Below are 13,922 nucleotides of genomic sequence, written 5' to 3' on the forward strand. Positions count from 1 at the left end.
AATTCAATATATTCAATGAAATTTCAGACGATAACCAAATTTGCCTTTTTAGCCTTTTTTCTACTGACAGGAGTTTTTTTATTTTCCTGTTCAAGTGATAATAAAGATGAAAAAGTATTTTCATATAAAGATTTTTTACCTCCTTCAAAGGGTGGACGTGGCGAAATATTACTTCAAATGGATTCTAGTAAATGGGAAGGAGATTTGGGAGCTGCTGTTCGTGAACTTTATATGGCACCTATGCCAGGTTTTCCACAACCTGCCGAGCCAATTTTCAAAATCTATCATGCTGCACCAAAGAAAGTAAATGATTTGTTGGAAGAATATCATTCTATTTTTGTGGTTTTGTCGTTGGACAGCAAATCAACAGATAGCGACCTTTTACGCAAAAAATTTGCAAAAGAAAGTTTGGACAGAATAGAAGCCGATACAACGCCCTATTTGATTGTAAAACAAAACGAACATGCAAAAGACCAGCAAGTTGTTTATCTGATTGGTAAAAATGACGAGCAACTTATCAAACACATGAAGGCAAATGAAGAAAAATTGCGTGAGATTTTTTATAAAACAGAGCGTGAACGTTCTCGTTTAGTAGCCTTTAGAGGTGGAACACAAACAGGGAAAATGGAACGCTACAAAAAAGAACATGGTTTCATGATAGGAATTCCAGATGGTTATCAAGAAGCAAAAGATATAAATGAACAAGATTCAGGTTTTGTATTCATGCGTTTGATAGATAATGCCAACGGAAGAGATAGAAATGTTTTTGTGGCTTACAAACCTTATTCTTCACAAGGACAATTAAATGCAGACAGTGTTTTGGCTTGGCGAAGAGAGCTAGGAGAAAAGTATATGAAAGACCCAGATAGAGGCTCTTATGTAACAGATCAAACTGATGTAGTTCCTTATTTTTCACAAGAAATTAATTTTAAAGGTCATTATGCAATTGAAATTCGTGCGCTTTGGAAACTCACTTCACTTACTTCTGGAGGTCCTTTCTTAGGATATTTGATTGTTGATGAAGAGAAAAATAGATTATATTATATTGAAGGATTTATTTTTGCACCTACTTCAAAAAAGCGTGATTATATTCGTGAAGTAGAAAGCATTTTATGGACATTTGAACCGTAGGTTTTGGAATGATAAATTATTAATGGTAAGTGGTAAATGAAAGTATATTAAGAAATTGTTTAAGAATAGTAAAATTCTGTTCTGTGTGCCACAGAACAGGGATAAAAGTTTTATTTTTCCATAAAGTAGGATTTGCAACCCTAGTTTATATAAAAACTATTGTTTTTGTTGGTGTTTTAGCGTAGCGACACCAACAAAAACACACAAATCTATTCTTAAACAACTTCTAAGTATAATTCAAGTTGTGAGTAATCAATAGACTTCCTATTACACAAGTTGACTTATTATAAGGATAGATTAAATAAATTAGAATCATTATCTATATGTATTCATTGTTACTGTATTGTATTTACCATTTATAATTCACATTTTTTTTAAATGCCCAACTCACAAAAACACAGAGGAGCAAATCCAAAAGATTATGCTGCTTTTACCGACAAAAATATTGATAATCTAAAACAAGCTGTTTCTGATTTGTCTTGGCTTTTATCAAATGGCTATGCACAAAAAGCATCTCTAAAAATTGTAGGTGATAAGTTTTCACTTACAGACCGACAACGAAAAGCCATAAATGCTGCCAGCGCAGAAAGAGAAAGTTTAGAATTAAGAAAAAAAAATGAAATTAGCATTGATTTAGATATTCATTCTGACTTCAAAAAACTAAATTCTACCTTAGTTATTGATGGTTATAATCTGCTTATTACAACGGAATGTGCATTGTCGAATGCCCCTCTTTTTATTGGTTTAGATGGTTGTATGCGTGATATTGCCAGTATTCATTCAACCTATCGAAAAGTAGAAGAAACAATTCCTGCTTTAGAACTTATTGGAAACGTAATTGAAGAACTTGAAATAAAAGAAACCATTTGGGTCTTGGATTCGCCCATTTCAAATAGTGGAAGGCTAAAAAAAATTATGGAAGATTTGGCAGAACAAAAAAAATGGAATTGGAAAGTTCTCTTAGAAAAACATGCTGATAAATCTATTGTAGAATTGAGTCAAAATCAAAATCATATTGTTGCTTCTTGTGATGCTTGGATTACCATTAATGCTTCAAAATGGGTAAATCTATGTAGTTTTATTGTAAAAAATTATGTTCCTTCAGCTTGGATTTTGGACTTTAGGAAATAGAATTATCACGATACTTTAAAGTGTCAGAGAATTAAACAGGAAAAAAATAACAATTCTAACTCACTTTTACGTAAATTTGCAGTATTAAACCTTATCACGGTTTGCATTTATGGTAGTTCAGGCATCTTGTCTGAACATAAAAAGAAGCCTGTTATCCTATTCAAGAGTCTAGAAGATAGTTATATAAAAATAATCGTGATAACCTTTATTAAAAAAATTCAAATTTATATCCATTTTTCTTGTCATTTTCATTCATGAACATCATTTTTTTCGATTCTCCTTCACTTCGCACTCATTTGTTGCCTTTTACTTTTACTCGCCCTGTGGCTGACCTGCGTGTCGGAATTCTGACCATAAAGGAAAAATTCGAAACATATTTCAATGACTTTCTAAAAAATACAGGTCATTTACAAACTGAGAATCATCATTTTTCATTTCTGACACAAGATTATTTACAAGAAAAATTTCCTATTCATTTCCAAGAGAATGAAACTGTAAATCTATATATAAACGGTGCAGTTTTGCCAACTTTAGAGGTTTTTGAAAAACTAGTTTCTCTTCCATTAGAAACAGCTATTTTTTCAGAAACTGGAAACCAGCTCATTGCTTTCAAAACATTTACGCAGTTCAAAAGTGTAGATAAATTTTATGATTTTGCTTTAAAGGTAGCCAAACAGAAAACAGAGAAAATAAATATCCAATTCTTACAAAGAACTTGGGATATTTTCCGTTCAAACAAACAAGAAATTGAACGAGATTTTGATTTGATTACAACAGGACGTAAAAGTGAAGTTGTTACAGACAAACATACAGTTTTATATAATGAAGAACGCATTTTTATAGAAGAAGGAGTAACTATAAAAGCTGCCATTTTAAATGCAGAAAAAGGCTCAATTTATATTGGAAAAAATGCAAGTATCGAAGAAGGTGCAATCATTCGTGGTTCTTTTGCTTTGGGAGAAGGTTCAGTAATCAATACTGGTTCAAATATGCGAGGCGATACAACAATCGGAAAGTTCTGTAAAGTGGGTGGCGAAGTGAGTAACTGTGTATTTTTTGGTTATTCTAATAAAGGACATGATGGATTTTTAGGAAATGCAGTTATTGGCGAATGGTGTAATTTGGGTGCAGCTACCAACTGTTCCAACCTAAAAAATAACTACGGAACGGTCAGAATTTGGAATTATGCAGAAGAAAATTACGAAAAAACAGAATTGCAATTTTGTGGACTTTTAATGGGTGACCATAGTAAATCTGGAATTTGTACGATGTTTAACACAGCAACTGTTGTAGGAACAGGCGCAAACGTTTTTGGAGAAGGTTTTCCACCGAAATTTATTCCTTCTTTTGCGTGGGGAAATGGCAACCACCAAACTAAATTTGTATCGACACACTTAGATGCTCTTTTCAAAACAGCAGAGCGCATGATGAGTCGTAGAGATGTCGCATTTACAGAAACCGAGCGCAAAATAATGAAACACGTTTTTGAAGATACCGATAATTATAGATTTTGGGAATCGAATCCAATGTTTAGTTGATATTGGGGATTAGGGAATGGAGATTGGGAATTACAAATACAAATTAAACACCTCGTTGACGGCTGCATTTGAGCCTCAATGATGGTTAAATAAAGAATAAAAAATGAGTTTTGAAGATTTTAAATTAAACCGTCAATTATTAAATGCCATTGAAGAAGCTGGTTATGAAAAACCGAGTCCGATTCAAGAACAGGCAATTCCGTTGCTTTTGGCAGGACATGATGTAATTGGTGTAGCACAAACAGGAACAGGAAAAACGGCTGCTTTTATGTTGCCTCTTTTGATGAAACTAAAATATGCACAAGGCGAAAATCCTCGTGCTTTGATTCTTGCGCCTACTCGTGAGTTGGTTATTCAAATTCATGAACATTTTGAGGTACTTGGTAAATATACTGATTTGCGTGCCGTTGCTTTGTATGGTGGAAGTGGAAGTATAAAAAGACAGCTTGAACAAGTGAGAGAAGGAATGGATTTGATTATCGCAACACCAGGACGATTATTGGATATTTATGAGCGAAATGAATTGAATTTACGTCAAATCAAAACGATGATAATGGATGAAGCAGACCGTATTTTGGATATGGGTTTTATGCCACAAATCAATCGTTTGTTAGAAATTATTTCTAGCAAAAAACGTCAGAATGCCCTTTTTTCTGCTACAATGCCAGAGAAAGTTGTAAAATTGACAGAGGATTTTTTAGAATCCCCAGAGGAAATAAATATTTCGGCTATTTCGGTTACAGCCGAAACAGTTGAGCAAAAATATTATGAAGTTCCTAATTTCAGAACTAAGATTAATTTATTAGATTATTTACTCAAGGATAAAGAAAAATTTAATAAAGTAATTGTCTTTACAAGAACAAAAGATGTTGCGAATAATGTCTATAAATTTTTGGGTAGAAAGGTAGATGATAGTGTAAGGGTAATTCATAGTAACAAAGATCAAAATACACGAAGTAATGCTTTTAGTGATTTTAAAAATGGAGATATTCGAATACTTGTAGCGACAGATGTAGCTGCACGAGGATTAGATGTAAGTGATGTAAGTCACGTTATTAATTTTGAAGTTCCGAAACAGTACGATGATTATGTACACAGAATTGGGCGTACAGGACGAGCAGAAAAAGAAGGCATTGCCATTACTTTTGCCAATGTTTTGGATGTTCATCATATCAAAAGAATTGAAAAACTGATTGGAAAAAAAATCCCAAATGAAAGAATTCCAACAGATGTAGAGATTACACAAACACCTTTCGAAGAAAATCAGAAACTAATAAAGGCATTAGATTTTATCAAACAGAGAGAAGATCCAACCTATAAAGGAGCTTTTCATCATAAAAAACGCTATCTAAATCCAAAAGATATAGGTAAAAAGAAAAATAGAAGTACATCAAAGAGAAAACCTAAGAAATAATTACGAATTACAAAATTTATTTTTAAAAAAAAGCTCTCCTTTATTTTAATAAATGAGAGCTTTTGATTTAATAGCAAACTGAAAAGTATTTATTTTTTTATCTAGTGCAGAAACTAAAAACCTATTTTAGAGTTCTTTAAATTGTTCTCACTTCAAAAAAGTGTATATTTGTGAGATTTTATAGGAATATAATTGAATAAACAAAACCAGATTATAACGATACGATAAATTTTTACTAGAAAATAAGTCTTATTCTAATACAAGTTTCTATCTTGTACTAATGACTTTGCAAGCATACGCTTGCTCAAAAGAGTGTCCAAGCAAATGCTTGAACAAGAAATAATGTAAATTAAGATCCTTAAACCCTCCTTTATGCAACGATATTCCATTCTTTGGGCAGATGACGAAATTGAATTTCTCAAACCTCATATTTTATTTTTAGAGAAAAAAGGCTACGATGTAAAAGCTGTAAATAGTGGTGCAGATGCCCTTGAAGCCGTTGAAGAACATAATTTTGATATTGTATTTTTAGATGAAAATATGCCAGGAATGTCTGGTTTAGAAACACTTACAGCTATAAAATCTGTTCGTCCTTCTTTGCCTGCCATTATGATAACTAAGAGTGAAGAAGAGCATATTATGGAAGATGCCATCGGTGCAAAGATTGCTGATTACTTAATAAAACCTGTCAATCCGAATCAGATTCTTCTTTCTATCAAAAAGATTTTAGACCAAAAAAGATTGGTTACCGAAAAAACAAATTTGAATTATCAGCAAGATTTTAGAAACCTTTCAATGATTTTTCAAGATGATTTGGATTTTGAACAATGGATAGAAGCCTATAAAAAACTAATTTATTGGGAACTTGAAATTGAAGATACTGAAAATCAAAGCATGCAAGAGATTTTAGAATCTCAAAAAGAAGAAGCTAATATTAGCTTTGCCAAATTTATTCAAAATAACTATGAATACTGGTTGAATGATGCAGGTGATGATGAATATCCGATGATGTCGCACGATATTATGGGAGAATGGGTTTTTCCTCTTTTAGAAGATAAAAAACTAAATGAAGAACGCCCTTTATTTTTTATTTTGATAGATAATTTGCGTTATGATCAATGGAAAGTTGTCGAATCACTTTTAGCAGAATACTTTACAGTTAAAGAAGAAAAGGTATATTGTTCTATTTTACCAACTACTACAGCGTATGCTCGTAATGCTATTTTTTCTGGACTTTTGCCTTCTGAAATGGCAGAAGAACACCCAGATCTTTGGGTAGATGACCAAGATGAAGGAGGAAAAAATAATTTTGAAGATGAATTTTTACGTAGACAGATGAAAGAATTTGGTTTTGGAAATACAAAAACAACATACAATAAAATTCTTCGCAATCATCAAGGTAAACAATTAGTAGAGAATTTTAGTAATCTACAACAAAACGAGTTTAACGTTATCGTTTATAATTTTGTAGATATGCTTTCTCATGCTCGTACGGATACAGCTGTTGTTCGTGAACTTGCACCTGATGAAGCTGCATATCGCTCAGTAACTAAATCTTGGTTTTTACACTCTCCTTTGTGGGATATGTTGAAGAAAATTGCAGAAGTAAATGGTCGTTTGATTATCACCACTGACCACGGAACAATTCGTACAAAACGTCCTTATAAAATTATAGGTGACCGAAATACCAATACAAATTTGCGTTACAAACAAGGAAAAAATTTAAATTATAATCCTAAAAATGTTTTAGTAGCTAAAGACCCTGCAAAATTCTTTTTGCCTCGTCAGAATGTTTCAACTACTTTTGTATTTACAACAGAAGACTACTTTTTTGCTTATCCAAATAATTACAATCACTATGTAAAATATTATAAGGATACATTTCAGCACGGAGGAATTTCAATGGAGGAAATGATAATTCCTTTTATTGAGTTAGAAGCAAAATAGCAATTTTTAGTTACCTTGTTCAAATACTTAAATTAGTTAGATATAAGCTCAGACAGTTACTAAACTGTCTGAGTTTTTTGTTTTTCAGGATAGAATAAGAATGCTCATAAATTCAATAAACTGTACAAAAAAAGTCATACAATTTTAAATAATTGTATGACTTTTTTGATTCTAAAAGAATATTTTCGATTCAAATAGATATTTTATATCGCTTTTTTACGAATGACTTAAAAGAATTACTTCTCCATGTGAAGTCCGTAAACTTGAGCGAAAGACGAGGCTCGAACTCGCGACCTCAACCTTGGCAAGGTTGCGCTCTACCAACTGAGCTACTTTCGCATTTTTAAACTTTAGGTAAGCTAATATTTAGATTTTACCTCTTTATTTAAGATGTAAATCACAGACCTTCCGTCTTTGTGATGACAAAGGTAATACTTTTTTTAAAAACACCAAAACTTATTGATAGATTTTAATAAAAAAATAATTTCAAAGTAATAAATAGGAAAATTCGATTACTTACTCTACAATGTATCATTAATAAAATTATAATCTCAAGATAAATCTATGCAATCAGAACCCAATTCAGAATCTCATATTGAAGTCCAAACTCACAATGAGGGCTTAATTAAAGATAAATATGAGGCTTTATTGAAGGAGGCTCAAAGTATTATTTCCATCTTTTATATTCTTGCTGTGGCTATTGGAATGCTTTTTAATTACCAAAAATATTCTGAGTTTGGAATCAATATCTTTGATTATGCTGATATATTTGAATTTTTAGTAGCTCCTTTTTCTGATATAACTATTTTATTTTTCACTTTTGGCTCTTGTTTAATCGCTTATTTTATTTATAGATTTGATTTATTTATTGAAAAAAAATATCCAAAAATTTACCTCCAACTTGTCTTTGGATTAAACAAAAAGTCATATTATAATCTATATCGTTATCTTTCGTTTATTTTTTTATTTCTCTATTACCTCTATGGTTCAGCAGATTTTTATGGCGAATTAGCAGCAGAAAAAACAAAAGAACAAACTCCTATTTCATTACGGTTTGTAGATAATGAAGTAAAAAAAGGAATTATTATAGGCAATACAAAACAAGTAATATTTTTTTTAGAGGGTAAAAAAGTAAAAGCAATTCCATTTACAGCACTTGTAAAAGAGTTTGAAATCAAAAAATAGACTTCATTGTTTAAAAAATTAACCTATATGTTTCTAACTGAATTTGGTAATCAATATTAAAATTACTTCCTTCAAAATGAAAACCGAGCTTTTTGAGTAGAGTTAGCGAAGCAATATTTCCTTCCATTATTAATCCAAAAATTTGTTGATGTTTTAGTTCATTTTTGACAAAATCAATGACTTTTTTACCTAATTCGGTAGCGAATCCTTTTCCTTGAAAGTCTTTTGAAATACGGAAACCAATATGAAATTCAAAATTAGAACCTAGATAAGGCATTACTCCCATTGTTCCGATATAATTTTGAGTTTCTTTTTCTCTGACAACCCAATAGTAAAGATGTTGATTCTCAGAAAGTATTCTTTTGTTTTCTAAAAAATCTGTATATTCACTATTTGATAAATTTTGAAGGTGTTTTATATATTTTACAGCGTTTTCTTCTCTAAAAGAGGCAATAAGTTCTTTAAAATCTTTTTTCTGAATTAAATTTAATTCTGTTCTTTCTGTGGTAAGTTTCATTATTTGAAATTGATTGTGGTAGTAAAAATATTATTTCATAAAAAAAGCATTTTGCTTTCTAAAAAACAAAATGCTTTCCTAATAATGCTAAAATAAAATATTACTTTCTATTCAATTTGGTTTTGACATAATCCATCACAAAGAAAAACTCTGTTCCTATTTGTTGGCATCTCTCATTATAGACTTGCTCTTCGCTAGGTGTATTATCAGAGTTTTTTGGGTCTTCAAATGGAATTGCAAAGCGAGCATCTGCTCCCATAACTAAAGGACAGTTTTTGTCAGCATCACTACAAACCATAATCGCAGCAAAGCCATTTTGAGGATTCTGTTTGTGTGTATATTTCTTTGAAAACATGATTGTTTTTGAATAATTTTTACCTACTGACATAGAATAAACAGGATTTTCTTCTCCTTCAAAAGCAGTTGTTTTTTCTAGTTTTACACCTACTCTTTCTAATGCTGCAATGGCTCTAGAATTAAAGGCTGTTGCTTCTGTTCCTCCTGAAAAAGTATTTATTCCTTCTACTCCATAATAATAAGCAGCAACTTGTAACCAAATTTGTCCGAAATGACTTCTGCGTGAATTATGGGTGCAGATTACAGTAATATCTACTTTTTCTGATGATTCTTTTTGCTTAATTATGTAGTCTCCAATTTCTTGTAATTTCAATTTACGTTCCTCATCAATAGTTTCAAAATTAGAAGCTAAGTTTTCAGAGTAAATTTGAAGTTTAGGATACAACTTATTTTTTCCCATTTTAGATAAAGAAGTAAAAGATGAAAAATTAAAAATCAAGAAAGGAATAATACATAAAGAAAGAAATACATTTGAAGTTTTCATTTTTGTAATGTTTAATGAAAAGTGATTAAAATAAATATTTAAAGCTTTGAAAAACGAAACCCATAACTTTAGTTATGGGTAAAAAAAATTAACAACAGCCACTATTTGGGCTACACACATTTTTTTGTTCTTGAATAATTTCTTTTTTTATAGACTCAGAAGAAGGATTTTTTTGAGCAAAAACAGTAATACTAAAAATTCCTGTACTTCCATTTCTAAATTCTTTTATTTCGCCTTCAGAAAGGTATTTTTGAAGAATATCATCAGGAATAAAAATGGCTTTTTCCTTTTGTAAAGTAATATTCTCAAAACCAACTTCTTTGATAAAATTGAGATAATCTTCTTTCTGAATTGCTCCTGAAACACACCCTGCATACATTTCTGCATCTTCTTGTAAAGCTTTTGGAAGACTACCCAAAAGCACAATATCAGAAATGCTAAAATGTCCATCATCTTTCAAAGTTCTGTACATTTCTGCAAAAACAGCTTTTTTATTGGGTACAAGATTTAATACACAATTACTAACAATTACATCCACAGAATTATCAGAAATAGGCATTGTTTCGATATCTCCTTCTCTAAATTCAACATTATTGTAGCCTAATTTATCAGCATTCTGACGAGCTTTTTTGAGCATTGTAGGAGAAAAATCTATTCCAATTACTTTTCCTGTTTCGCCTGTTTCTGCTCGTGCTACAAAACAATCATTTCCTGCTCCTGAACCCAAATCAAGCACTACATCACCCTTTGTGATTTGAGCAAATTGTGTAGGAAGTCCACAACCTAAGCCCAAATCTGCATCAGAATTATAGCCATTTAGATTATCATATTTTTCTGACATAATATTGTAAACTTCTGTTGAAGAATCTGTAGTTCCACAACAAGAAGAAGCATTAAGAGCTTTGTCTTGTAAAGCTACTTTTTCGTAACGCTCACGAACCATATCTTTGATTTGTTGTTCAGTTTTGTTTTCGGTTTGATTTAGATTTTGAGTTTTCATTTGTTTATTGCAATTTAACGATGAATAATGATTTAAAAATAACAATGAACGAAGGCTGAAGCCTACGCTACAGTTTTTCTCACGCTAAAGCGTAAGCTACATTAACAGCACGAATCAGAATCAATTTTTGAAGTAAAATCAGTAAAGAAAGTATCAAAAAGAGCTTGTATAGTTTTCCAATTTTCAGGGTCAATACAATAACAAACACTTGTTCCTTCGATAGTTCCTTGTATAATTCCTACTTTTTTGAGTTCTCTAAGATGTTGTGAAATAGTGGGTTGTGCCAATCCAATTTCGTTTACCAAATCTCCCCCAATACATGCATTTACTTTTATCAAGTGTTGCAAAATTGCTATTCGTGCAGGATGTCCCAATACTTTTGCAAGGTTTGCAAGTTCGTTTTGTTTTTCAGTAAAAATATCAGATTTGGTAAGTCCCATTTTGAGTAAAATTGATTTTTGGTTAATCTTTATATTGCAATATTACGATAAATAAATTTATTAGTTTGGTTGGATTAGTTTATTTAACCTTTTTTAAAAGAAATTCATAAAAATAATTTTTGTCTAAGATAAACTAAAACTTCCCAAAACATAGCCGAAAGAACAATCAAAACAAAAGCATTATTTCCTATAGAAAATTGAGTTGAGCCAAAACGCAAACAACCATATACTTGTTGTATGTCATTAACACAATACATTTGAAAAATGGCTAGTAAAGTTATGAAGGTAGTTATTATAAAAAACTGTAGCTTTGCTTTTTTGAAATCTTCCAGTATTCTCAAATTAAAAAGAAAAGGCAAGAAAATAAATAATGCACCTGCTGAAATATAAACAAGTAAATAAGCCAAAAAACCATTATAAAAATAGCTGTTTAAACGAGAGTTAATATTTGGTGGATTCATATTATATCAAATTACGAATTACGAATGTATTTTAAGGAAGTTATTTTTGATAAAATTTCCGTAATTTTTAATTCGTAATCCGTAATTAAGAAATTTCTAATATTCTGTTATCAATGTTCCAATTTCGTCTCCGTGTAATACTTTCAATAAATTCCCTTCTTCATTCATATCAAAAACTATAATTGGTAAATTATTTTCTCTACAAAGCGTAAATGCTGTCATATCCATAATATTTAAACCTTTGTTATAGACTTCTTGGAAAGAAAGATTTGAGTAACGAACAGCATCTGGATTTTTTTCTGGGTCTTCTGAATAAACTCCATCTACTCGTGTTCCTTTCAAGACTACATCAGCACCAATTTCAATAGCACGAAGCGAGGCAGCCGAATCTGTTGTGAAATAAGGGCTTCCCAAACCTGCTACAAAAATAACTACACGTCCTTTTTCCAAATGTCGGATAGCACGACGACGCACATACGGCTCACAAATTTGTTCCATTTTTATACCTGAAAGCAAGCGAGTATAAACGCCAACTTGTTCAAGAGCAGATTGTAAAGCCATTCCATTGATAGAAGTGGCAAGCATTCCCATATAATCGCCCTGTACTCTATCAATTCCAATTTTAGGAGACTGCATTCCTCTAAAAATATTTCCTCCTCCAATTACAATAGCTACTTGCAGACCTTCATCAACTGCTTTTTTGACTTCTAGTGCATATTGTTCTAATCTTTCGGCATCAATTCCGAACTGTTGGTTTCCCATAAGAGCCTCGCCACTTAGTTTTAATAAAATGCGACGATAACGATAATTTGAAGCGTTGTTTGAGTTATACATAAGGATTTATAATATGAATTTGGAGAATTAAAATCTATAAAATTATTGGGTAATTGTATTTTTTGCGTTTTTTAAGAGTTTTATTTTGATAATTTGAAAAAACACCAAATCAAATTCCATAAAAAAACCGTTTATCTTTAAAAAAGTAAACGGTTAGTAAATATTTCTAGTGAAAATAGAAAAAGTAGAAACTACGAAAGTTTCATATTTTAATGTTTTGTGCTTTAAGCTAATTAGATGTGTTTTTGAAATTTTCATAAACGACAATTTATTAGGGTTGTTTTTTTTTAGGTGCATTGCTACAAAAATACGATATTTTTGTCAGAATTCTATAATTTAAAAATGGAAAGTTGTAATTATTCTACTGCGCATAAAATCTGTGCTACTTTTCACTGATAAATTTGTAATTTTGCATCACAAACACACAAATAATTTTCATTTTATGAATACTTCTTCTACTTCTTTTGACACTGCTTATTGGCAAAATCGTTACAAAGATTCAGATACGCCTTGGGATATTGGTTATGCTAGTCCTCCTTTGGTAGCTTATTTTGACAAATTACTTGAAAAGTCAGAAGAAAATAAAAATTTAAGAATTCTTATTCCTGGTGGTGGGAGTAGCCATGAAGCTGAATATTTACATAAAAAAGGTTTTTCTAATGTTTTTGTAATTGACTTGGCTGCTGCACCTTTAGAGAAATTTTCACAACGCTGTCCTGATTTCCCAAAAGAACATCTGATTCAAGATGATTTTTTTAAATTTGAAGGAGAAAACTCTGAATACTTTAATTTCTTTGATGTAATTGTCGAACAAACTTTTTTTTGTGCTTTAGACCCACGTTTAAGAACAGATTACGCAAAAAAAATGAATGAGCTTCTGAAAAAAGACGGAAAATTAATCGGACTTTTATTTGATTTTCCAATTAGAGAAGAACAAGATAGCCCACCTTTTGGAGGGAATGCAAACGAGTACAGAGAAATTTTTGAACCTTATTTTGAAATAAAGAACTTAAAAAGATGTTACAATAGCATCAAACCAAGACAAGGAACAGAACTCTTCTTTGAAATGATTAAGTAGGGATAAGTTGTAAGTGATAAATGGTAAGAGAAATACCATTTGAATAATTAGTTACAAAACTATTTTACATAACAATCACTTAAAATCTTATTGTATTTCACTAATAATTTACCATTAAAAAAATATAGTTATGAGCAGCAAAATGGCATTAATCGTATTTATCCTAGTAATGTCTGTGCTTTTCCCAGCAGCAGGTTATTTTATGGATTATATGCGCCACCGAAAATACAGAACACTTGACAAAGATGATATAAGAAATAATTTTGTTAGTAGTGATGCTGATAAAAAATAGTAAATACAAAAACCGTTTTTAGATTTCTATTCTAGAAACGTTTTTTTATATAGAAGTTGTTTAAGAATAGATTTAGTGTATATTTGTTGGTGTCGCTACGCTAAAACACCAAC

Annotated in this window: 14 protein-coding genes and 1 tRNA gene; 8 read left to right on the plus strand and 7 right to left on the minus strand. The window is 31.0% G+C overall.

What is annotated here, in order from left to right; translation table 11 throughout:
* The first annotated feature begins 15 nt into the window (after window positions 1–15).
* From V9L04_RS01910 to V9L04_RS01930, 5 genes are all read left to right on the plus strand, one after another.
* Window positions 16–1,131, plus strand: coding sequence for a DUF4837 family protein (locus V9L04_RS01910; RefSeq protein WP_338792370.1), 1,116 nt, complete (start codon window positions 16–18; stop codon window positions 1,129–1,131).
* Between the two features lie 378 nt (window positions 1,132–1,509).
* The gene (locus V9L04_RS01915; protein ID WP_338792371.1) at window positions 1,510–2,262 is read left to right on the plus strand and encodes a DUF434 domain-containing protein; all 753 of its coding nucleotides are present in this window, start codon (window positions 1,510–1,512) and stop codon (window positions 2,260–2,262) included.
* Window positions 2,263–2,516: 254 nt separating this feature from the next.
* On the plus strand, window positions 2,517–3,800 hold the full coding sequence (locus V9L04_RS01920; RefSeq protein ID WP_338792372.1) for a GlmU family protein: 1,284 nt from the start codon (window positions 2,517–2,519) through the stop codon (window positions 3,798–3,800).
* A gap of 103 nt (window positions 3,801–3,903) precedes the next feature.
* Window positions 3,904–5,214: a DEAD/DEAH box helicase gene (locus V9L04_RS01925; RefSeq protein ID WP_338792373.1), complete on the plus strand. Its 1,311-nt coding sequence runs from the start codon at window positions 3,904–3,906 to the stop codon at window positions 5,212–5,214.
* Between the two features lie 372 nt (window positions 5,215–5,586).
* A complete protein-coding gene (locus V9L04_RS01930; RefSeq protein ID WP_338792374.1) occupies window positions 5,587–7,161 on the plus strand; it encodes a PglZ domain-containing protein in 1,575 nt (524 codons plus the stop codon).
* Window positions 7,162–7,427: 266 nt separating this feature from the next.
* Here V9L04_RS01930 and V9L04_RS01935 read toward each other — a convergent pair.
* Window positions 7,428–7,500 (minus strand) — tRNA-Gly (locus V9L04_RS01935).
* A 225-nt stretch (window positions 7,501–7,725) separates the two neighbouring features.
* Between V9L04_RS01935 and V9L04_RS01940 the strand changes: the two genes are divergently transcribed.
* Window positions 7,726–8,346: a hypothetical protein gene (locus V9L04_RS01940; protein ID WP_338792375.1), complete on the plus strand. Its 621-nt coding sequence runs from the start codon at window positions 7,726–7,728 to the stop codon at window positions 8,344–8,346.
* A gap of 10 nt (window positions 8,347–8,356) precedes the next feature.
* Here V9L04_RS01940 and V9L04_RS01945 read toward each other — a convergent pair whose 3' ends face one another.
* The 6 genes from V9L04_RS01945 to pyrH all read right to left on the minus strand — a co-directional run bounded on the left by V9L04_RS01945 (window position 8,357) and on the right by pyrH (window position 12,439).
* Entirely contained in the window at window positions 8,357–8,863 is a 507-nt protein-coding gene (locus tag V9L04_RS01945; protein ID WP_338792376.1) for a GNAT family N-acetyltransferase, read from the minus strand.
* Between the two features lie 100 nt (window positions 8,864–8,963).
* Window positions 8,964–9,704, minus strand: a complete 741-nt coding sequence (locus V9L04_RS01950; RefSeq protein ID WP_338792377.1) for a protein-tyrosine-phosphatase — start codon at window positions 9,702–9,704, stop codon at window positions 8,964–8,966.
* Window positions 9,705–9,792: 88 nt separating this feature from the next.
* Window positions 9,793–10,704, minus strand: coding sequence for an arsenite methyltransferase (locus V9L04_RS01955; protein WP_338792378.1), 912 nt, complete (start codon window positions 10,702–10,704; stop codon window positions 9,793–9,795).
* Between the two features lie 101 nt (window positions 10,705–10,805).
* Window positions 10,806–11,144: a metalloregulator ArsR/SmtB family transcription factor gene (locus tag V9L04_RS01960; protein ID WP_338792379.1), complete on the minus strand. Its 339-nt coding sequence runs from the start codon at window positions 11,142–11,144 to the stop codon at window positions 10,806–10,808.
* A gap of 104 nt (window positions 11,145–11,248) precedes the next feature.
* Complete coding sequence (locus V9L04_RS01965) at window positions 11,249–11,605, minus strand: hypothetical protein (RefSeq protein ID WP_338792380.1); 357 nt, start codon at window positions 11,603–11,605, stop codon at window positions 11,249–11,251.
* Window positions 11,606–11,701: 96 nt separating this feature from the next.
* Window positions 11,702–12,439 carry a UMP kinase gene (gene pyrH / locus V9L04_RS01970; protein ID WP_338792381.1) on the minus strand — a complete coding sequence of 246 codons (738 nt, stop codon included), beginning with the start codon at window positions 12,437–12,439 and terminating at the stop codon, window positions 11,702–11,704.
* 442 nt (window positions 12,440–12,881) lie between these two features.
* On the opposite strand from pyrH, the gene V9L04_RS01975 reads away from it, so the two are divergent.
* Both V9L04_RS01975 and V9L04_RS01980 read left to right on the plus strand, forming a co-directional pair.
* A complete protein-coding gene (locus V9L04_RS01975; protein ID WP_338792382.1) occupies window positions 12,882–13,517 on the plus strand; it encodes a methyltransferase domain-containing protein in 636 nt (211 codons plus the stop codon).
* 142 nt (window positions 13,518–13,659) lie between these two features.
* The gene (locus V9L04_RS01980; protein WP_338792384.1) at window positions 13,660–13,809 is read left to right on the plus strand and encodes a hypothetical protein; all 150 of its coding nucleotides are present in this window, start codon (window positions 13,660–13,662) and stop codon (window positions 13,807–13,809) included.
* Window positions 13,810–13,922 lie beyond the last annotated feature (113 nt).

Source organism: Bernardetia sp. MNP-M8, from assembly GCF_037126285.1.
Lineage (GTDB): Bacteria > Bacteroidota > Bacteroidia > Cytophagales > Bernardetiaceae > Bernardetia.